Source organism: Pseudomonas sp. LPB0260 (genome assembly GCF_013388395.1).
Window position 1 is genome coordinate 5,955,008 of sequence record NZ_CP058247.1, and the last position, 19,125, is coordinate 5,974,132.

The window sequence follows — 19,125 nt, forward strand, 5'->3', positions numbered from 1 at the left end:
CTACGTCAGTCGGCGCCGGGGTCGGCCACCAGGCGACCGGCGTCCCGGGTCAGGGCCTGGAGAAAGCTTTCCTGCAGCTCGGGATCGTTGCGCGTCAGTTCGATCAGGCTCTGCTCCAGTTCGCTGGCTTCCTCCTCCAGGCCCAGTTCGGACAGGCGCTTGACCCGGTGCACCCACTGTTCGACATCGTCGTCTTCCAGATCGTCGTAGATCAGGCCGTGGGCTTCCTGCAGCTTGCCGCGCAGGGTGCGGCTGACCAGCAGGGTGGCTTCCGCGCTGGCGGAGCCCTGGGGATCTTCGACCTGCAGGAGCAGGGAGCCGATGCGGTTGACGTCCTGTTCGGCGAAGGGGCTGTCGAGCAGGTTGAGGCGCAGCACGCCGTTGCGGTCGGTAAGCAGCTCATGGGTCTGCTCGCCGGCCTTGACCAGTACCGGACGTTCGGCCCAGGGCAGGCTGGAGTACTCCATGCGGGCGTCCTGGCGCTGTTCCTCGAGGCTGGCGAGGTTCTGCTGTGAGCGGCCATTGGACTCGGCGTTCATGGCCGGGTTGAGGCCGGCAAAGCCGTAGCTGATCCAGTCCTTGGTGGCACTGTCGGGCAGGCGCCCGAGCATCACGACGTTGAGTGCATTGGCGCCGATGCCGGCAACCAGGGCCAGCGCGCCGAGCGGAACCTCGTAGAGCTCGCGCCACGCCTGGTAGGGCGTGTAGCGGTCATAGCGGCGGGTGACCTCGAATGCGGTGACCTCGAAGGTCTTCTGTTCCTGTATGCGCACGCGGCGTTGCGGCAGCTCCAGCACGCCGGGTTCGCCGGCATCGATTTGCAGGCTGTGGGCCAGCAGTTTGCGTTCGATACGCTCTTCATGCTCGCTGCGCTGCGGCAACTGGTTGGCGCAGCCACTGATGAAGACAGCGCCGCAGAGTGCGGCGCCGACGAGGCGGAGGGAGCTTCGCTTGAACATGATGGCTCTTGATAAAGGCTGAAATCAGCGGCTGATGCGTGCCTGGATAAACGGCAGGATATCGGCGACGGGCACTGCCTGTGCATCGGTTTCCTGCCGGCTCTTGTACTCGAGGTTGCCGTCGGCCAGGCCGCGATCGCTGACCACGATGCGATGCGGGATGCCGATCAGCTCCATGTCGGCAAACTTGATGCCCGGGCTGGTCTTCTTGTCACGGTCGTCGAGCAGTACTTCGTAGCCGGCGGCGGTGAGTTCGGAGTACAGCTTGTCGGTGGCTTCACGTACCGCCTCGGTTTCGTAGCGCAGCGGCACCAGGGCAATGTGGAAGGGCGCCAGGGCGTCGTTCCAGAGAATGCCGCGCTCGTCGTTGTTCTGCTCGATGGCGGCCGCTACCACGCGCGAGACGCCGATACCGTAGCAGCCCATGGTCAGGGTTACCGGCTTGCCGCTCTCGCCCAGTACCTGGCAGTTCAAGGCTTCGCTGTACTTGGTACCGAGCTGGAAGATGTGCCCGACTTCGATACCGCGCTTGATCACCAGGGTGCCCTGGCCGTCGGGGCTCGGGTCGCCGGCCACCACGTTGCGCAGGTCGGCCACTGGTGGCAGCGGCAGGTCGCGCTCCCAGTTGACCCCGAAGTAGTGCTTGTCGTCGATGTTGGCGCCGATGGCGAAGTCGCTCATCAGGGCGACGGAGCGATCGACGATGCACGGCAGTGGCAGGTTCAGCGGGCCGAGGGAGCCGGCGCCGGCGCCGATGGCGGCGCGCAGCTCGGCTTCGGTCGCCATCGTCAAAGGGCTGGCGACCTGCTCCAGATTGGCGGCCTTGATCTCGTTCAGCTCATGGTCGCCGCGGATGATCAGGGCGATGAGGGTGCCAGGTTCGGCGCCATGCACCACCAGGGTCTTGATGGTCTTCTCGATCGGCAGGTCGTAGCCTTCCACCAGGTCGTTGATGGTCTTGGTGTTGGGGGTGTCGACCAGGCGCAGCTCTTCGCTGGCGGCGCCGCGCTCGGTTTCCCGCGGCACGGCTTCGGCCTTCTCGATGTTGGCGGCGTAGTTGGAGCTGTCGCTGAAGGCGATATCGTCCTCGCCGGAGTCGGCCAGGACATGGAACTCATGGGAGCCGGTGCCGCCGATCGACCCGGTGTCGGCCTGCACCGGGCGGAAGTTCAGGCCCAGGCGGGTGAACACGTTGCAGTAGGCCTGGTGCATGCGGTCGTAGGTTTCCTGCAGCGAAGCCTGATCGACATGGAAGGAGTAGGCGTCCTTCATGATGAACTCGCGGCCACGCATCAGGCCGAAGCGCGGGCGGATCTCGTCGCGGAACTTGGTCTGGATCTGATACAGGTTGATCGGCAGCTGCTTGTAGCTGTTCAGCTCGTTGCGCGCCAGATCGGTGATTACTTCCTCGTGGGTCGGGCCGGCGCAGAAGTCGCGGCCGTGACGGTCCTGCATGCGCAGCAGCTCGGGGCCGTACTGCTCCCAGCGCCCGGATTCCTGCCACAGCTCGGCCGGCTGAATGCCGGGCATGAGCACCTCGAGGGCACCGGCGGCGTTCATTTCTTCACGCACCACCTTTTCCACCTTGCGCAGCACGCGCAGGCCCATCGGCAGCCAGGTATACAGCCCCGAAGCCAGTTTGCGGATCATCCCGGCGCGCAGCATCAGCTGGTGACTGATCACCACGGCATCGGAAGGGGTTTCTTTCAGGGTCGAGAGCAGGAACTGACTGGTACGCATGATTGGCCGTTTTGTCGGTTGCAAGGGCGTTTGATAGGCCGGCATTGTACGGTGCCTGTACTGTGGCGTACAGGTTGCAGAGGAGTCGCTCGATATGGAGGAGCTATGTCGAAACTGACGGCGCAGGAGGTCCAGGCGCTGATACGGGCCGGATTGCCGATGGCCGAGGACATCGACCTGTGCATCGATCGACTGGATGAAGCCAGCGTGCTGGCGCGGGTGCCGTTTCACCGCAAGCTGGTGCGACCGGGCGGCACGATCTCAGGCCCGACCATCATGGCGCTGGGCGATGCGGCCATGTACGCGGTGGTGCTGGGCCGTCTGGGGCGGGTGGAGATGGCGGTGACCTCGAACCTGAACATCAACTTCCTGGTCAAGCCCCGGCCGGTGGATCTGCTGGCCGAAGCACGGATTCTGCGCCTGAGTCGGCGTCAGGCCGTGTGCGAGGTGTCGCTCTACTCGGCGGGCAATGAGGATGAGTTGGTGGCCCACGTTACCGGGACCTATGCCCTGCCGATGACATAGATCTGGGGATGGTTCGGTCGCGATAAGCGTTGCAGAAAAGAAAAAGCCCGGCAGAGCCGGGCTTTTTCGTATTGCTATCGAACTAACGCTGGCTTACAGCACGCTCAGCGGGTATTCGACGATGATGCGGAAGTCATTGGTGTCGCGGATCACGCCACTATTAGCGCGCAGGATGGCATTACGTACGCGGAAGGACAGGTCCTTGGCGGCACCTTCCTGAATCACGTACTTGCCTTCGATATCCCACTCGTGCTCTTTTTCGCCGGTGCTAGTAATCACGCCGGCACCGTTGCGCAGGGTGATGTCTTCGCCAGTGATGTAGCGGGTCATGAAGCTCAGGCCTGGAACGCCGTACTCGGCCATGTTCAGGTCGTAACGCACCTGCCAGGATGTCTCGTCTTCATTGTTGAAGTCGGAAACCTGGACCGAGTTGGACAGCCAGATGGTGCCGCCGCCGTCGATATTGCCGTAGCTATAGCCGCTATCGCCTTTGGAGCGCTGGTGAGCCAGGGTCAGCTTGTGGGCGCCCATGGAGTAGGCAGCCGCCAAGCTCCAGATGGTGTTGTCGACTTCGCCCGACAATTCTTTGCCTTGGCCGTTGGTCCGATAGCCATTGAAGTCGAAGTTCAGCGCCTGGGAGTCGGCCAGGGGCAGGTTGTAGTTCAAGTTGACGTAGGTCTTCTTGAAGTGATCTTCGGCGTCGGAGGCGTGGATAGCGCCATAGAAATTGTCGGTGAAGCTGTAGCCAGCGCCGACGATGTTGATCTCATTCAGGCGAAGGTCGTCGCGAGCGCTCTGATACTGGCTGCTAATGGCGGTGAAACGGCCGGCGGTCAGCTCCAGGCCTTCGATTTCGTTGCTGGTCAGCAGGGTGCCGGTGGCGACTTCCGGCAGGATGCGGCTATCGTCAGTGCTAAATACCGGGCTACCAGTCATCTGATTGCCGTATTTCAAGACGGTGTCGGAAATGCGGAATTTGATGGCGCCGCCGACTTCGCTCTGGGTGTCCTCAGGGCGGCCTTCATCGTTAAGGCCGAACTGGTCGAAGCCACGGGTGCGACCGCGGCCGCTGTCCAGCTTGATGCTGCTCAGGCTGTGTGCGTCGACGCCCACGCCAACGGTGCCCTGAGTAAACCCAGATTCGGCCAGCAGGCGAATGCCCAGGCCGAATTCTTCGAAGTAGCCATTGGTTACGCCGGCCTTGCTGTTGCTGTTCGAAGCACCATTGCGGTAGTCGCGGTTGTGGTACAGCGCGCGGTTGAAGATGTTGAACTTGGCGTCTTCAACGAAGCCTTTGGATTCGGACTGGCTCGAGGCGAAGGCCAGTTGGGTGGTGCCCGCGGCTACAGCCAGGGCGATTACGCTCCACTTCATCACTTGCATCGTGATTGCTCCTTTGGTTTAGAAGAGTTGCGCTGCCCACTAAGTTGTTGTATGGGCGGCTCTTTCTTTTTGTGTCGGCGCTAACTTATAGCACGCAGCCAAAGTTGGCGATAGTTGCAATCTATTCCTTTCGCGTTCATCGAGGTGCTGTCGCAAATGCCTATGATGAATGTCGCAAATCTGTAGATTGTTCCCGGCGGCCTCTAGCGTAGACAAAATTCAGCGTTTCGGTTGCGAGCAACCAGGCTGTGCCGGGCGCGCTCAGGCGGTCCGGGCACGGGCGAAGCATAAAGCAAAACCCGTGCTCAAACTGTATACGACTCGTCATACGTGAACTTCCAACTTCCCAAGTGGCTGTCATGACGCCTGGAAGATCGGCGCCAGGTGCAGTGTTGGCGGGGGTTGGAGTACTAGATAGGGCAGATGACTAGGCGGAGCGTCCGCTGTTTGCTTTGTTGCGGGCCGGCGCGCACGTGCCTTTTGTTCGTTCCGGCGGGGCGCTAGCGGTAACGCAGGCGCAGTATGTATTACGGGAGGAAACATTATGGTGCGCCTCTCGGGTGACTGTGTGGTCAGTGGCTTGCGGTGGTGCGAGGCTGCGGGCTGGGTTGGCGGGTGTGAAGCCGCAGCTTTTCCCACGTATCCTGTGCGCGTGCAGGCTTGGTGCGCCCGCCTGGGGTTTCTGGCGCTAAGCTGTTCCTATTAACTGGTCGAGCGGAGAGGCTTGAATGTTTGCCTTGGATTCACGTCTGCAGCAGGACACTCTGGTAATCGGAGATTTCCCCCTGTGCAGGTTGCTGCTGATGAACGATGCGCACTACCCGTGGTTCATTCTGGTGCCGCGTCGTGAGGAGGTCAGCGAATTGTTTCAGCTCGATGCCGGCGATCAGCGGGCGCTCTGGCAGGAGATCACCTTGTTGGCCGAAACGCTCAAGGACACCTTCGCTGCCGACAAGATGAATATCGCGACCCTGGGCAACGTGGTCAGTCAGCTGCATATGCATGTCATAGTGCGGCGACGTGGCGACGCGGCCTGGCCAGCGCCGGTATGGGGCAGAAACCCGGCTCTACCATATGGGGATGATCAGGTGGCGGCGATCAAGGCTAAGTTACGCTTGGTGCTGACCGACAACTTCCGCTTTGAGGAGTGACCGATGAGTGTAGAAGCGCGCATTACAGAGTTGGAAAGCCGTTTGGCGTTCCAGGACGACACTATTCAGGCCCTCAATGATGAATTGGTGGCGCAACAGCGTGTACTTGAGCGCGTGCAGTTGCAATTGGAGGCCTTGGCCAAGCGCCAGGAGGAAATCGGTGGGCAGCTCGACGCAGCTGATGACGAGGCGCCACCACCGCATTATTGATGGGTGCGCCAACAAAAAAGCCCGCATTTCGCGGGCTTTTTTGTTGGGTGTCGGCTCAGCGGCGGGCGGGCAGGGCGGCGATGACGTCTTCCGCCTGCAGGCCTTTGTCGCGCTGCATCACGGAGAACTCGACGCGCTGACCTTCGACCAGTACCCGATGGCCTTCGCCGCGAATGGCGCGAAAGTGCACGAAGATATCGTCGCCCGAGTCGCGGGAGATAAAGCCGAAGCCCTTGGAGGTGTTGAACCACTTCACCGTGCCGGTTTCGCGGTCTGCGCTGCTGGCTGTCGAGCTGTGGGTACGTACTTGCAGGCGCAGGTTGGTGCCCAGGTGAAGGAGTACGGCGGCCAGGATGCTGAGCAGGCTGAACAGGGTGGCCGGCAGGTTGGCGATCATTGGAAGGGGGGCAAGCAGGATCAGCGCTTGCAGCAAGGTACCCAGTATCAGCGCGGCGGAAACCAGGTTTTGCAATTGATGGCGCAAGCCGGCGTGCCAGATGGGCAGTTGTGGTGCCAGAAGCAGGTTGAGCAGGCCGAACAGGGCGAGGCAGAGGGCGTCAGGATGCTGCAGAAATGGCTGGGCGGTACTACCGAAGCTGGGCGTCAAGGACAGCAGTAACGCGGCCGTGCCCGTCAGAAGGTGAACAATTTTCAACATGTTTGCGGAGCTCGCTTTAATAAAAGAATCGCAAGGAAGAGCTGGCCCTGCATGCTTGGCCGTGAATGAGGGGCTTTGAAGATGCGTGCGGGATCAGCCTATGCGCCGACCCGAAGGCTCGGGCGGCAGCACCGGGCGTATTTAACAGCAAAGAAGAGGGCTACTCAATCAGGCGCTGATTTCGGCTTTCGTGGGGCTTGGCTGGGCCTGGTTGCGGCCGTTGCGCTTGGCTTGATAGAGCGCGTCGTCGGCACGGGTCAACAGGCTTTCGACCGTGTCTCCGGCTTCGGCAAGGGCAAAGCCGAACGAGGCGGTGATGCTGTCGAGTACCTGATCGGTTCGCCTGACCTTGATTCGCAGGGACTGGATCTTCAGACGCAGTTGTTCGGCGAAGGCGCCGGCGCTTTCCAGGTCGAAGCATTCGCGCAGGATGATGCAGAACTCTTCACCGCCATAACGGGCAGCCATGGCGCGGGGAGGCAGGGTGTCACGCAGCAGTTGACCGATCGTCTGCAGCACGCGGTCGCCCAGCGGGTGGCCGTATTGGTCGTTGAACTGCTTGAAGTGGTCGATGTCCAGCATCACCAGGGCGACGCCCTGATGGTCGCCGTTCAATGTCTGTTCGAGCAGGCGAGTAAAGGCGTTGCGGTTGAAGACGCGGGTCAGGCTGTCCAGGGTCGCGGCCAGGTGGGCCCGTTCGAGCTGGCTGCGCAGATGCTGGATCTCGTCCTGGGCGGCGCGCAGGCGGTAGAGAAATTTTTCGTGCTGGTCCTGCATCTGCTGGGTGCTGTGCTGCAGGTCGGTCAGGACGTGGGGCAGTTCGTCGATCAGCGGTTCGTGAAGCGCCGCCAGGCCCTGCTCCAGGCTCAGTTGGTAGTTGCGGCTGCCGGCCACGCTGCGCGAGATATCGCCTTCGATGTCGTCAACCAGCTCGATGACTTGCTGCTGGCCGGCGCGTGCCTCTTCCAGCTCGCCGCGAATGATGAAGTCGCGAAAGAGCTTGGCTGCCGTTTCCGGGGGGAAACTGTCGAAGTCGTTGACGATCTTGTCCAGGCGGCGATTGAGTTCCGGTTCGTCGCCTTTGCTGTAGCTGTACCAGAGGGCGTAATGCAGTGGGCTCGGCGGAATGTCGTGACGCATCATCAGCGGCACCGCCTGCTTGAGGAGTTCGGCCGATTCGCGGGTTCCCTCGGGGTAGAGCTCTAGGATGGTAGGCGCTTTGTTTGGCTGGCTCATGCACGTCACTGTGGCAGGCTGCGAATGGCCCAAGCATAGAACAACGCCGTGCCCTGCGCCTAGCAAAAGGCCCGCCTGCGAGGGTGGGCCCCTTGCCGGTGATCGGCCTGGCTCAGGCGTCCAGCAGGCTGCGCAGCATCCAGGCGGTCTTCTCGTGTACCTGCATGCGCTGGGTCAGGAGGTCGGCGGTAGGTTCATCGCTGACCTTGTCGAGCAGCGGGAAGATGCCGCGAGCGGTGCGGACCACGGCCTCCTGGCCCTGCACCAGTTGCTTGATCATGTCTGGCGCGCTCGGGACGCCTTCTTCTTCCTTGATCGAGGACAGGCGTGCATAGGCTGCGTACGTACCCGGCGCCGGGAAGCCCAGCGCGCGGATGCGCTCGGCAATCTGGTCGACGGCCAGCGCCAGTTCGGTGTACTGCCCTTCGAACATCAGGTGCAGGGTGTTGAACATCGGGCCGGTGACGTTCCAGTGGAAGTTATGGGTTTTCAGGTACAGGGTGTAGGTATCGGCAAGCAGTCGCGACAGGCCCTCGGCAATCGCGGCGCGGTCTTGCTCGGCTATTCCGATGTTGATCTCCATGCCGTTTCTCCTTTCAGTTGGCTGGGGGCGAACTCGCCCTGAAAAGATCGGCAGCCTAGCATGGGCTTGGCAGCGCTTGCCCGTAGCCTCTATTAATGAAGGCGATAGAGTGGCAGCGCTCGACGCGGGGGATTCAGCGATGTCCCAGCTCGGGCTCCTGGTGCAGGGTGCGATTGAAGGCGTCGACCCAGTGGGCGCTGAACTGGCTGCCGGCCAGTCCGTTGATCTCCAGGATCGCCCGCAGCAGCGGTCGCTTGCTCAGGGTCTGATGGGCCCGCTCGTGGGTGCGGGCATCGAAGGTGTCGACGATATTGAGGATCAGCGCGCCGGGTCGCGTCTCACTCTCCGTGAGGCCCTTGGGGTAGCCGCTGCCGTCGGCATGCTCATGGTGCTGCTGGACTATCTGCGCTGCCGTGGTCCAGGTGGGCATGCGCCTGAGCATGTCGTGGGCGACGTCGGGGTGCGCCTGTATCTGGGTGCGCTCTTCCTCGGTGAGGCGGGACTTCTTGTGCAGGATGGACAGTGGCAGAAAGGCCATGCCCAGGTCATGCAGGCACACGGCGGCCGCCAGCTGGGCCGGATCTTCGGGGGTGTCGCCGAGGCGATTGATGCTCAGGGCCAGGTCCAGTTGGCGCATGCCGCGACCTTGCCAGTAGTGCGAGCGGCGTTCGCTGGCCTGCATCAGCTCGAGGAAGAACATCAGATCCGCATCGAGCGCCAGTCCGTGCCGCTTTGCCAGCTCCGCGGCCGGCAGGTCGCCTGGCTCGGCAGGGGCGAGCAGGCTGGTGCTGGGGTCGAGTTGTTCGAGCAGCGCTCGACGCACGCTTGTCTGGCGCTCGCTCGGCGCGGCTGCCAGCATGCGCAGGGCCTGGCTGAGGGCGTCGATCTGTTCGCTGCTCAGGCGTGCCGGCCGGCCGCCGTAGGCTTGTTCGAGCAGCTCCTTCAGGTGATCCAGGCTGAGCAGCAGGATGTCGCCCAGCAGGCTGTCGAACTCGAGCTGGGTCTGGCGCAGGCGGTCCAGCACATCCTCCAGTGCTTGCGGCAGGGGGATCAGGGCGCTCAGGCCGACGATGCCGAGATTGCCCTTGAGCGTGTGGACCTGGCGAAACAGATCGCGCAGTCGCTCCTCGTCATCCGGCGCATGCTCCAGTTCGATCAGCAGTTGCTCGCAGCGCTGGAACTGCTCGGTGGCTTCCTGGCGAAAGTCGTCCAGTTGGTCGCTGCTCATTTCGGCGATGCGCGGTGTTGCCATGATCGGTCTCCCCCGGAATCCGTTCTGAGTATAGAGAGGCTTGGCAGTTGCGCGCGGGCTGGCGGCTGCATGTCACGGCCTAACCATATATAATCCCGCGCTTTGCCGCAGCATTCCGGTCGAAGGCTGTCTGGCGCGCGGGTGGCGCTGGCGCATTCGGGCTCCGGGACTTCCGAGCGTGCTGCGTTCACCTGCAGGTTGGGCTAACCGGTCGTCGGCAAGCCACTGGAATGATCAAGCGCGCCGCAGGATCTGCGGCTCAACGAATTCAAGACTCAAGAGAAGCGACTACCACCATGATGCGCAGCCACTATTGCGGCCAACTGAACGAGAGCCTGGACGGACAGGAAGTTACCCTTTGCGGTTGGGTGCACCGCCGTCGCGACCACGGCGGGGTGATCTTCCTCGATATTCGCGACCGTGAAGGCCTGGCCCAGGTGGTATTCGATCCGGATCGCGCGGACACCTTCGCCACTGCCGACAAGGTGCGCAGCGAATATGTGGTCAAGCTCACCGGCAAGGTGCGCCTGCGTCCGGCCGGCGCGGTGAACCCGAACATGGCCTCCGGCGCCATCGAAGTGCTGGGCTATGAGCTGGAAGTGCTGAACGAGGCGGAGACCCCGCCGTTCCCGCTCAACGAGTACACCGACGTCGGCGAGGAGACGCGCCTGCGCTACCGCTTCATCGACCTGCGTCGCCCGGAAATGGCGGCCAAGCTGAAGCTGCGCTCGAACATCACCACCAGCATTCGTCGCTACCTCGACGACAACGGCTTCCTCGACGTGGAGACGCCGATCCTCACCCGCGCCACGCCGGAAGGCGCGCGCGACTACCTGGTGCCGAGCCGCACCCACGCCGGCAGCTTCTTCGCCCTGCCGCAGTCGCCGCAGCTGTTCAAGCAGCTGTTGATGGTGGCCGGCTTCGACCGCTACTACCAGATCGCCAAGTGCTTCCGCGACGAAGACCTGCGCGCCGACCGCCAGCCGGAGTTCACCCAGATCGACATCGAGACCAGCTTCCTCGATGAGCACGACATCATGGGCATCACCGAGAAGATGATCCGCCAGCTGTTCAAGGAAGTGCTGGACGTGGAGTTCGGCGAGTTCCCGCACATGAGCTTCGCCGAGGCCATGCGCCGCTACGGCTCGGACAAGCCGGACCTGCGCATTCCGCTGGAGCTGGTGGATGTGGCCGACCAGCTGCAGCAGGTCGAGTTCAAGGTGTTCAGCGGCCCGGCCAACGACCCGGCCTGCCGCGTCGCCGCGCTGCGCGTGCCGGGCGGGGCGAGCATGCCGCGCAAGCAGATCGACGACTACACCAAGTTCGTCGGTATCTACGGCGCCAAGGGCCTGGCCTACATCAAGGTCAACGAGCGCGCCAAGGGCGTCGAGGGGCTGCAGTCGCCGATCGTCAAGAATATCCCGGCGGAAAATCTCGAAGTCATCCTCGATCGCGTCGGCGCGGTCGATGGCGATATCGTGTTCTTCGGTGCGGACAAGGCCAAGATCGTCAGCGAGGCCCTGGGTGCGCTGCGCATCAAGCTGGGTCACGACCTGAACCTGCTGACCTGCGAGTGGGCGCCGCTGTGGGTGGTCGATTTCCCGATGTTCGAGGAGAACGACGACGGCAGCCTGACGTCGCTGCACCACCCCTTCACCTCGCCGAACTGCACGGCCGAGGAGCTGGAAGCCAATCCGGCCGTCGCCCTGTCGCGCGCCTACGACATGGTGCTCAACGGCACCGAGCTGGGTGGTGGTTCCATCCGTATCCACGACAAGGGCATGCAGCAGGCGGTGTTCCGCGTGCTCGGCATCAGCGAGGATGAGCAGCAGGAGAAGTTCGGCTTCCTCCTCGACGCCCTGAAGTTCGGTGCCCCGCCTCACGGTGGTCTGGCCTTCGGCCTGGATCGTCTGGTCATGCTGATGACCGGCGCCCAGTCGATCCGCGAAGTGATTGCTTTCCCGAAGACCCAGAGCGCCGCGTGCGTGATGACCCAGGCGCCGGGCGAAGTGGACAACAAGGCGCTGCGCGAGCTGCACATCCGTCTGCGCGAGCAGCCCAAGGCGGAATAAGCCGTACCGACAGGAGCCTGGATTTTCCAGGCTCCTTGGTTTTTGGGGCGGTACTATTTGATTCGAAGCAAATGGAGTGAGGTATGGCTGGTCATTCCAAGTGGGCCAACATCAAGCACCGCAAGGGGCGTCAGGACGCCAAGCGCGGCAAGATTTTCACCAAGCTGATTCGTGAACTGACCGTTGCGGCCAAGCACGGCGGCCCGGTGCCGGCGGACAATCCGCGTCTGCGCCTGGCGGTGGACAAGGCGCTGACCGCCAACATGTCGCGTGACGTGATCGATCGCGCCATCGCCCGCGGTGCGGGCAACAACGAGGCGGACAACGTCGTCGAGCTGAGCTACGAGGGTTACGCGCCGAACGGTGTGGCCATCATCGTCGAGGCCATGACCGACAATCGCAACCGCACCGCCGCCGAAGTGCGCCATGCGTTCAGCAAGTGCGGCGGCAACCTCGGCACCGATGGCTCGGTGGCCTACATGTTCGAGCGCAAGGGCCATATCAGCTACGCCCCGGGCGTCGACGAAGACGCCCTGATGGAGGCCGCCCTGGAGGCCGGTGCCGACGACGTGGTCAGCGGTGAGGACGGTTCGGTCGAGGTCTACACCCCCTTCAGCGACTTTCATGCGGTCAACGAGGCATTGGGCGAAGCCGGTTTCAAGGGCGATGACTCCGAGATCGCCATGATTCCCTCGATAGGTGCGCCCATCGAGGACCTGGAAACCGCGCAGAAGGTCATCAGGCTGATCGACATGCTGGAAGACCTCGACGACGTGCAGAACGTCTACCACAACGCCGAGATTCCCGACGAGATCATGGAGCAGCTTGGCTGATCGAGTCGGGACTGAGGGGCCGGAAGCTATCGGGTGAGGCGTGCCCGAATGCTTCCGGCTTTTTTATGGGCGTTGGTCGGGTGACTGGGCGCGGGTCAGTCCCTATACTCGCCAGCTGGATAAATAAACAGTAGGGTTGTCGGCAAGTCTCGGCAGCCTGGATGGAAGACCGGTCATGACCCTGATCCTCGGCATCGATCCCGGTTCGCGCATCACCGGCTACGGTGTGGTGCGCGACACCGGGCGCAGTTGCGAATATGTCGCCTCCGGCTGTATCCGCACCGGCAGCGGAGCCTTGCCCGAGCGCTTGCAGATCGTGTTTCGCGGGGTGCGCGAGGTGATCGAGAGTTACGGTCCGGTGACCATGGGGATCGAGCAGGTGTTCATGGCGCGCAATGCCGACTCGGCGCTGAAGCTCGGCCAGGCGCGCGGCGCGGCGATCCTCGCGGGGGTCGAGGCGGGCCTGGAGGTGGCCGAATACACCGCCACCCAGGTCAAGCAGGCGATCGCCGGCAGCGGCGGGGCGGACAAGGAGCAGGTGCAGATGATGGTAATGCACCTGCTCAAGCTGGTGCAGAAGCCGCAGATCGACGCTTCGGATGCCCTGGCCATCGCCCTGTGTCACGCCCATCACCGGCAGAGCCTGATTCCCCATGGTCTGTCCGGCGCGAAGCGGCGCAGCGGTCGCCTTCGTTTGTAACGTTACTCAAGGAAAATTTCGGTGATCGGACGTTTGCGCGGCACCCTGGCGGAGAAGCAGCCGCCCCATGTGATGGTGGATGTGAATGGCCTCGGCTACGAGCTGGAGGTGCCCATGACCACTCTCTACCGCCTGCCCGCGGTGGGCGAGTCGTTGACCCTGCACACTCATCTGGTGGTGCGTGAGGATGCCCACCTGCTCTACGGCTTCTTCGAGAAGCGCGAGCGCGAGCTGTTCCGCGAGCTGATCCGTCTCAATGGCGTCGGCCCGAAACTGGCCTTGGCCCTGATGTCCGGGCTGGAGGTCGATGAGCTGGTGCGCTGCGTGCAGGCCCAGGACACCTCGGCCCTGGTCAGGGTGCCGGGGGTCGGCAAGAAGACCGCCGAGCGCCTGCTGGTGGAATTGAAGGGGCGCTTCAAGGCCTGGGAGGCCGTGCCCGGAATGGCCACCCTGGTGGTGGAACCTCAGGGCATCGCTGCAGTCTCAAGCGCGGAGAATGATGCGGTCAGCGCGTTGATTTCCCTCGGTTACAAGCCCCAGGAAGCCAGTCGCGCGGTCTCGGCCATCAAGGAGGAAGGGTTGAGCAGTGAAGACATGATCCGCCGCGCCCTCAAGGGCATGATCTAACGTGCGACCTGGCTCACGCCGAGCGGTGGAGTTCGTCGGCGCCTGGGTACCGCCTCTTGATTTGCCGTTTCACGGCGTCCAGTGTGGCCGCTTCATGGCCTGCACGGCATTCGCCGTGACGCCCCAACCTATTCCGATACAGAGCCACAGATGATAGAAGCCGACCGTCTGATCACTGCCAGCCCCCGCGAACGTGAGGAACAGGTAGATCGCGCCATTCGCCCGTTGAAGCTGGCCGAGTACATCGGCCAGCCAAATGTGCGCGAGCAGATGGAGCTGTTCATTCAGGCGGCCAAGGGCCGCGCGGAAGCGCTCGACCACACGCTGATCTTCGGACCGCCCGGCCTGGGCAAGACCACCCTGGCCAATATCATCGCCCAGGAAATGGGCGTGTCGATCAAGAGCACCTCCGGTCCCGTGCTGGAGCGTCCCGGTGATCTGGCGGCGTTGCTGACCAACCTCGAGCCGGGCGATGTGCTGTTTGTCGATGAAATCCATCGCCTGTCGCCGATAGTCGAAGAAGTGCTGTATCCAGCGATGGAGGACTTCCAGCTCGACATCATGATTGGCGAGGGGCCGGCGGCGCGGTCGATCAAGCTGGACCTGCCGCCCTTCACCCTGGTCGGCGCCACCACCCGCGCCGGCATGCTGACCAACCCGCTGCGCGACCGCTTCGGGATTGTCCAGCGCCTGGAGTTCTACAGCGTCGAGGACCTGGCGACCATCGTCGGGCGGTCAGCCGGGATTCTTGGCCTGCCGATCGAGGCCCAGGGTGCCTTCGAGATCGCCCGTCGCGCCCGCGGCACACCGCGTATCGCCAACCGCCTGCTGCGCCGCGTGCGCGATTTCGCCGAGGTGCGCGGCAAGGGCGAGATCACCCGGCAGATCGCCGACCTGGCGCTCAATCTGCTGGATGTCGATGAGCGAGGCTTCGACCACCAGGACCGCCGGTTGCTGCTGGCCATGATCGAGAAGTTCGATGGCGGCCCGGTCGGCGTCGACAGCCTGGCGGCGGCCATCAGCGAAGAGCGCCATACCATCGAGGATGTGCTGGAGCCCTACCTGATTCAACAGGGCTACATCATGCGCACGCCGCGCGGGCGCGTGGTGACCCGGCATGCCTACCTGCATTTCGGCCTGAATACCCCCAAACGCATGGGCGAGGCGCCGGTGGCGGACTTATTCGATGGTGGTGATGCGTGAAAAAATACTTGCTGCACCCGATTGGCAAGAGCAGGAGCTGAGACTAGAGTATGCGCGCGCAAAACGGAGTTCAGCCGTTCGCTCATCGTTGTCGTGTTTACTACGAAGACACCGATGCCGGCGGCATCGTCTACTACGTCAATTACCTCAAGTTTATGGAACGGGCCCGCACCGAGCGGCTGCGCGACCTGGGCTTCGCCCAATCGACGCTGGCTGGTGAGGGCCTGTTGTTCGTCGTGCATTCCACCGAGGCGCGCTATCACGCGCCGGCACGCCTGGACGACGAACTGCTGGTGAGCGCCGACGTAATCGATTTGAACCGCGCCAGCCTGCGCTTTCGTCAGCAAGTCAGGCGGGTGGCGGATGATGTGCTGCTCTGTGAAGGGCAGTTTTTGGTGGCCTGTGTGCGCGCCGACAATTTGAAACCCCGGGCCATTCCCGAAACGCTGCGAGCGGCCTTTGCCGAGACGGGCGGCACCGGTCCATCTAGAGCAGGAGAGTAAGCGTGGAAGCCAACGCCAACGCCGTTGACCATATGTCGATGTGGAGCCTGATCAGCAACGCCAGTCTGGTGGTGCAGCTGGTGATGCTGACCCTGGTGGCCGCCTCGGTCACCTCGTGGGTCATGATTTTTCAGCGCAGCACCCTGCTGCGCGCGGCCAAGCGCGCCCTGGACATGTTCGAGGAGCGTTTCTGGTCGGGCATCGACCTGTCCAAGCTGTATCGTCAGGCCGGTAGCAACCCCGATCCGGACTCGGGTCTGGAGCAGATCTTCCGCGCCGGCTTCAAGGAGTTCTCGCGCCTGCGCCAGCAGCCCGGCGTCGATCCGGACGCGGTGATGGACGGCGTGTCGCGGGCCATGCGCGTGGCCATCTCGCGGGAAGAGGAAAAGCTCGAGCAGAGCCTGCCGTTCCTTGCCACCGTCGGTTCCACCAGCCCCTACATCGGCCTGTTCGGTACCGTGTGGGGCATCATGAACTCCTTCCGCGGCCTGGCCCAGGTGCAGCAGGCCACCCTCGCCACCGTGGCGCCGGGTATCGCCGAAGCGCTGATCGCCACGGCCATCGGTCTGTTCGCCGCGATTCCGGCGGTGATCGCCTACAACCGTTTCTCCGCCCGCGGCGAGATGCTGATCGGTCGCTACTACACCTTCGCCGACGAGTTCCAGGCGATCCTGCACCGCAAAGTGCATACCACCGACGACTAAGCCTCAGGCGTTCAGGATAGGTTTCAGGCCATGGCCAGAATTCGCAACAGACGCAAGCCGGTCGCCGAGATGAACGTGGTGCCCTACATCGACGTGATGTTGGTACTGCTGGTGATCTTCATGGTGACCGCGCCGATGCTCAACCAGGGGGTCAAGGTCGACCTGCCGAAAGTCAGCAGCGAGGTGTTGCCGCAGGATAACGACGCCCAGGTGCTGACCATTTCGATCAAGGCCGACAAGTCCTACTACTGGAACATGGGCACCGAAGTCGATGTCGACACCGTTCAGGATCAGGCGCTGACCCTCGAGGAGATGGTCCGGGCGGTCACCGCCATCCTCAACCAGAGCCGCAGCCAGGGCAAGCAGGTGCAGGTCTTCGTGCGCGGCGACAAGGCGGTCGATTACGGTTCCGTGATGGCGGCCATGAGTGGCTTGCAGCAGGCCGACGTGGGTAACGTCGGGCTGATCACCGAGGCGCCCTGATGCAGCAGCGCGAGCGCTCTCCTTCGGAAAGCCTGTTCTGGCCGGTGGTCTGGGCCGTGAGTCTGCACGTCCTGATGTTCGCCATGCTGTTCGTCAGCTTTGCCTTTGCCCCGGACCTGCCGCCGGCCAGGCCGATCGTCCAGGCCACCCTGTATCAGTTGAAGTCGCAGAGCCAGGCGACCACCCAGACCAATCAGAAGATTGCCGGTGAGGCGAAGAAAACCGCCGCGCCGCAGTACGAGACCGAGCAGCTGGAGCTGAAGAAGGCCGAGCAGCAGAAGCAGGCGGCGGCCAAGGCAGCGGAACAAAAGAAGGCCGAAGAGGCTCGAAAGGCCGAAGCGGTGAAGAAGGCCGAAGCCGCCAAGCAGGCCGAGGCAGCCAAGGCGGCCGAGCAGAAGAAGCTGGCTGATATCGCCAAGAAGAAGGCGGCAGAGGAAGAGGCGAAGAAGAAAGCCGCCGAAGACGCCAAGAAAAAGGCCGCCGAAGAGGCTAAAAAGAAAGCCGCCGAAGAGGCAAAGAAAAAGGCCGCAGCGGAGGCCGCGAAGAAGAAGGCCGCCGACGATGCCAAGAAGAAGGCAGCCGAGCAGGCGCGCAAGGCCGTCGAAGACAAGAAGGCGGCGGCATTGGCCGAACTGCTTTCGGATAATGTGGAGCACCAGCAGGCGCTGGCCGAGACCCATGGCGACCAGGTTGCCGGTAGTCTCGATGACTTGATCGTCAGGCTGGTGAGCGAGCAGTGGCGTAGGCCGCCTTCGGCGCGTAACGGCATGAGTGTGGAAATTCTCATCGAGATGCTGCCCGATGGCACTATCACCAACGCCAGCGTGACCCGTGGCAGTGGTGATGCGCCCTTCGACAGTTCCGCCGTACAAGCGGTGCGCAACGTAGGGCGTATCGTCGAGATGCAACAACTTGATCGCGCCACGTTCGACCGGCTTTACCGGCAGCGTCGCGTCATCTTCAAACCGGAGGATTTAGGTCTGTGAACACCTTGATGCGTATCGTCCTGTTGGGGCTGACCTTGTTGGTCGGCAGCGTACAGGCCGCTGATCCACTGGTGATTACCAGTGGTACCGATCGCGCCACGCCGATCGCCGTGGTGCCCTTCGGCTGGCAGGGCGGCACCGTGCTGCCGGAGGACATTGCTGAGATCGTCGGCAACGACCTGCGCAACTCCGGGGTGTTCGAGCCGATTCCACGGCAGAACATGATCAGCCTGCCGACCCAGGCCAGCGAGGTCATCTACCGCGACTGGAAGGCCCTCGGCGCGCAGTACGTCCTGGTCGGCAGCATGGTGCCTGCCGGCGGTCGCCTGCAGGTGCAGTTCGCCCTGTTCAACGTGGCCACCGAGCAGCAGGTATTGACCGGTAGCGTTGGCGGTGGCGTCGACCAGCTGCGCGACATGGCCCACCATATCGCCGACCTGGCGTTCGAGAAGCTCACCGGGGTCAAGGGCGCATTCTCCACCCGCATGCTCTATGTCACCGCCGAGCGTTTCGCGGTGAACAACACCCGCTACACCCTGCAGCGTTCTGACTACGACGGCGCCCGCGCGGTGACCCTGTTGCAATCGCGCGAGCCGATTCTGTCGCCGTCCTTCGCGCCGGACGGCCGTCGCATCGCCTACGTGTCGTTCGAGCAGAAGCGCCCGCGTATCTTCGTGCAGCACATCGATACCGGTCGTCGCGAGCAGATCACCAATTTCGAGGGCTTGAACGGCGCGCCGTCCTGGTCGCCGGATGGCAGTCGCCTGGCTTTCGTGCTGTCGCGTGATGGCAATCCGGAGATCTACGTGATGGACATGGGCTCGCGCCAGCTGCGCCGCGTGACCAATCACTACGCCATCGATACCGAGCCGTTCTGGGGCAAGGATGGGCAGACCATCTACTTCACCTCCGATCGCGCCGGCAAACCACAGATTTACAAGACCAACATCAGCAGCGGTGCGGTGGATCGAGTGACCTTCGTGGGTAACTACAACGCCAATCCGAAGCTTTCCGCTGATGAAAAGACTCTGGTGATGATCCATCGCCAGGATGGTTTTACCGTGTTCAAGGTAGCTGCCATGGATCTGGCGCGCGGTGGGGCGCCGCGCATCCTTTCTGATACAAGTTTGGATGAATCTCCCACTGTTGCACCTAATGGCACCATGCTAATCTACGCCACCCGCCAGCAGGGTCGGGGAGTCTTGATGTTAGCGTCCATCAACGGACGTGTGAGGCTCCCTCTTCCTACCGCTCAAGGCGAAGTTCGAGAGCCTTCCTGGTCCCCCTACCTGAACTGATGCGGCGTTTTACCTTTAA

19 protein-coding genes and 2 pseudogenes are annotated in these 19,125 nt (G+C 62.9%); 13 read left to right on the forward strand and 8 right to left on the reverse strand.

The genetic code is table 11. From position 1 onward, the window contains the following. Window positions 1-5: 5 nt before the first annotated feature. Together LPB260_RS26755 and LPB260_RS26760 are read right to left on the reverse strand one after the other, a co-directional pair. Window positions 6-959 (reverse strand): hypothetical protein, encoded by a 954-nt coding sequence (locus LPB260_RS26755; protein WP_208708914.1) that lies wholly within the window; start codon window positions 957-959, stop codon window positions 6-8. Window positions 960-983: 24 nt separating this feature from the next. After that, complete coding sequence (locus tag LPB260_RS26760) at window positions 984-2,699, reverse strand: proline--tRNA ligase (RefSeq protein ID WP_208708915.1); 1,716 nt, start codon at window positions 2,697-2,699, stop codon at window positions 984-986. A 114-nt stretch (window positions 2,700-2,813) separates the two neighbouring features. On the opposite strand from LPB260_RS26760, the gene LPB260_RS26765 reads away from it, so the two are divergent. Then, the gene (locus LPB260_RS26765; RefSeq protein ID WP_208710183.1) at window positions 2,814-3,224 is read left to right on the forward strand and encodes a PaaI family thioesterase; all 411 of its coding nucleotides are present in this window, start codon (window positions 2,814-2,816) and stop codon (window positions 3,222-3,224) included. Window positions 3,225-3,317: 93 nt separating this feature from the next. On the opposite strand, the gene LPB260_RS26770 is transcribed toward LPB260_RS26765, so the two are convergent. Beyond that, the gene (locus LPB260_RS26770) at window positions 3,318-4,607 is read right to left on the reverse strand and encodes an OprD family porin (RefSeq protein WP_208708916.1); all 1,290 of its coding nucleotides are present in this window, start codon (window positions 4,605-4,607) and stop codon (window positions 3,318-3,320) included. Window positions 4,608-5,335: 728 nt separating this feature from the next. On the opposite strand from LPB260_RS26770, the gene LPB260_RS26775 reads away from it, so the two are divergent. Both LPB260_RS26775 and LPB260_RS26780 read left to right on the forward strand, forming a co-directional pair. After that, entirely contained in the window at window positions 5,336-5,758 is a 423-nt protein-coding gene (locus tag LPB260_RS26775; protein ID WP_208708917.1) for an HIT domain-containing protein, read from the forward strand. A gap of 3 nt (window positions 5,759-5,761) precedes the next feature. Further along, window positions 5,762-5,968, forward strand: coding sequence for a SlyX family protein (locus LPB260_RS26780; RefSeq protein WP_208708918.1), 207 nt, complete (start codon window positions 5,762-5,764; stop codon window positions 5,966-5,968). Window positions 5,969-6,023: 55 nt separating this feature from the next. Here LPB260_RS26780 and LPB260_RS26785 read toward each other — a convergent pair whose 3' ends face one another. From LPB260_RS26785 to LPB260_RS26800, 5 genes and pseudogenes are all read right to left on the reverse strand, one after another. Further along, on the reverse strand, window positions 6,024-6,281 hold the full coding sequence (locus LPB260_RS26785; protein ID WP_256625652.1) for a cold-shock protein: 258 nt from the start codon (window positions 6,279-6,281) through the stop codon (window positions 6,024-6,026). Window positions 6,282-6,305: 24 nt separating this feature from the next. Further along, window positions 6,306-6,626, reverse strand: a pseudogene (locus tag LPB260_RS29190) (cold shock domain-containing protein membrane protein); the annotation flags it as partial. Window positions 6,627-6,794: 168 nt separating this feature from the next. Beyond that, the gene (locus tag LPB260_RS26790) at window positions 6,795-7,862 is read right to left on the reverse strand and encodes a GGDEF domain-containing protein (protein ID WP_208708919.1); all 1,068 of its coding nucleotides are present in this window, start codon (window positions 7,860-7,862) and stop codon (window positions 6,795-6,797) included. A gap of 112 nt (window positions 7,863-7,974) precedes the next feature. Beyond that, window positions 7,975-8,445, reverse strand: coding sequence for a Dps family protein (locus LPB260_RS26795; protein ID WP_208708920.1), 471 nt, complete (start codon window positions 8,443-8,445; stop codon window positions 7,975-7,977). Between the two features lie 133 nt (window positions 8,446-8,578). Next, window positions 8,579-9,697, reverse strand: coding sequence for an HD domain-containing phosphohydrolase (locus LPB260_RS26800; RefSeq protein ID WP_208708921.1), 1,119 nt, complete (start codon window positions 9,695-9,697; stop codon window positions 8,579-8,581). Window positions 9,698-9,993: 296 nt separating this feature from the next. Between LPB260_RS26800 and aspS the strand changes: the two genes are divergently transcribed. The 10 genes and pseudogenes from aspS to tolB all read left to right on the forward strand — a co-directional run bounded on the left by aspS (window position 9,994) and on the right by tolB (window position 19,106). Further along, window positions 9,994-11,769 (forward strand): aspartate--tRNA ligase, encoded by a 1,776-nt coding sequence (gene aspS, locus LPB260_RS26805; RefSeq protein WP_208708922.1) that lies wholly within the window; start codon window positions 9,994-9,996, stop codon window positions 11,767-11,769. Window positions 11,770-11,852: 83 nt separating this feature from the next. Further along, entirely contained in the window at window positions 11,853-12,602 is a 750-nt protein-coding gene (locus LPB260_RS26810; RefSeq protein ID WP_208708923.1) for a YebC/PmpR family DNA-binding transcriptional regulator, read from the forward strand. Window positions 12,603-12,777: 175 nt separating this feature from the next. Continuing rightward, entirely contained in the window at window positions 12,778-13,302 is a 525-nt protein-coding gene (gene ruvC, locus LPB260_RS26815; protein WP_208708924.1) for a crossover junction endodeoxyribonuclease RuvC, read from the forward strand. Between the two features lie 21 nt (window positions 13,303-13,323). Continuing rightward, on the forward strand, window positions 13,324-13,929 hold the full coding sequence (gene ruvA / locus LPB260_RS26820) for a Holliday junction branch migration protein RuvA (RefSeq protein ID WP_208708925.1): 606 nt from the start codon (window positions 13,324-13,326) through the stop codon (window positions 13,927-13,929). Between the two features lie 150 nt (window positions 13,930-14,079). Continuing rightward, window positions 14,080-15,132, forward strand: a complete 1,053-nt coding sequence (ruvB, locus tag LPB260_RS26825; RefSeq protein ID WP_208708926.1) for a Holliday junction branch migration DNA helicase RuvB — start codon at window positions 14,080-14,082, stop codon at window positions 15,130-15,132. A gap of 50 nt (window positions 15,133-15,182) precedes the next feature. Beyond that, window positions 15,183-15,663, forward strand: a pseudogene (ybgC, locus tag LPB260_RS26830) (tol-pal system-associated acyl-CoA thioesterase). Window positions 15,664-15,667: 4 nt separating this feature from the next. Then, window positions 15,668-16,339, forward strand: a complete 672-nt coding sequence (tolQ, locus tag LPB260_RS26835; RefSeq protein ID WP_208710187.1) for a protein TolQ — start codon at window positions 15,668-15,670, stop codon at window positions 16,337-16,339. A 30-nt stretch (window positions 16,340-16,369) separates the two neighbouring features. Next, window positions 16,370-16,822, forward strand: coding sequence for a protein TolR (gene tolR, locus LPB260_RS26840; RefSeq protein ID WP_208708928.1), 453 nt, complete (start codon window positions 16,370-16,372; stop codon window positions 16,820-16,822). Beyond that, window positions 16,819-17,808: a cell envelope integrity protein TolA gene (tolA, locus tag LPB260_RS26845; RefSeq protein WP_208710189.1), complete on the forward strand. Its 990-nt coding sequence runs from the start codon at window positions 16,819-16,821 to the stop codon at window positions 17,806-17,808. The genes tolR and tolA overlap by 4 nt, the downstream gene beginning before the upstream one ends. Then, window positions 17,805-19,106, forward strand: a complete 1,302-nt coding sequence (gene tolB / locus LPB260_RS26850; RefSeq protein ID WP_208708929.1) for a Tol-Pal system beta propeller repeat protein TolB — start codon at window positions 17,805-17,807, stop codon at window positions 19,104-19,106. The genes tolA and tolB overlap by 4 nt, the downstream gene beginning before the upstream one ends. The last annotated feature ends 19 nt before the right edge of the window (window positions 19,107-19,125 follow it).

What these genes read in the sequence shown, in the direction of transcription:
- LPB260_RS26755 (WP_208708914.1), bottom strand. Translation starts at nt 959, where the DNA reads ATGTTCAAGCGAAGCTCCCTCCGCCTCGTCGGCGCCGCACTCTGCGGC.
- LPB260_RS26760 (WP_208708915.1), bottom strand. Translation starts at nt 2,699, where the DNA reads ATGCGTACCAGTCAGTTCCTGCTCTCGACCCTGAAAGAAACCCCTTCC.
- LPB260_RS26770 (WP_208708916.1), bottom strand. Translation starts at nt 4,607, where the DNA reads ATGCAAGTGATGAAGTGGAGCGTAATCGCCCTGGCTGTAGCCGCGGGC.
- LPB260_RS26775 (WP_208708917.1), top strand. Translation starts at nt 5,336, where the DNA reads ATGTTTGCCTTGGATTCACGTCTGCAGCAGGACACTCTGGTAATCGGA.
- LPB260_RS26780 (WP_208708918.1), top strand. Translation starts at nt 5,762, where the DNA reads ATGAGTGTAGAAGCGCGCATTACAGAGTTGGAAAGCCGTTTGGCGTTC.
- LPB260_RS26790 (WP_208708919.1), bottom strand. Translation starts at nt 7,862, where the DNA reads ATGAGCCAGCCAAACAAAGCGCCTACCATCCTAGAGCTCTACCCCGAG.
- LPB260_RS26795 (WP_208708920.1), bottom strand. Translation starts at nt 8,445, where the DNA reads ATGGAGATCAACATCGGAATAGCCGAGCAAGACCGCGCCGCGATTGCC.
- LPB260_RS26800 (WP_208708921.1), bottom strand. Translation starts at nt 9,697, where the DNA reads ATGGCAACACCGCGCATCGCCGAAATGAGCAGCGACCAACTGGACGAC.
- aspS (WP_208708922.1), top strand. Translation starts at nt 9,994, where the DNA reads ATGATGCGCAGCCACTATTGCGGCCAACTGAACGAGAGCCTGGACGGA.
- LPB260_RS26810 (WP_208708923.1), top strand. Translation starts at nt 11,853, where the DNA reads ATGGCTGGTCATTCCAAGTGGGCCAACATCAAGCACCGCAAGGGGCGT.
- ruvC (WP_208708924.1), top strand. Translation starts at nt 12,778, where the DNA reads ATGACCCTGATCCTCGGCATCGATCCCGGTTCGCGCATCACCGGCTAC.
- ruvB (WP_208708926.1), top strand. Translation starts at nt 14,080, where the DNA reads ATGATAGAAGCCGACCGTCTGATCACTGCCAGCCCCCGCGAACGTGAG.
- tolQ (WP_208710187.1), top strand. Translation starts at nt 15,668, where the DNA reads ATGTCGATGTGGAGCCTGATCAGCAACGCCAGTCTGGTGGTGCAGCTG.
- tolR (WP_208708928.1), top strand. Translation starts at nt 16,370, where the DNA reads ATGGCCAGAATTCGCAACAGACGCAAGCCGGTCGCCGAGATGAACGTG.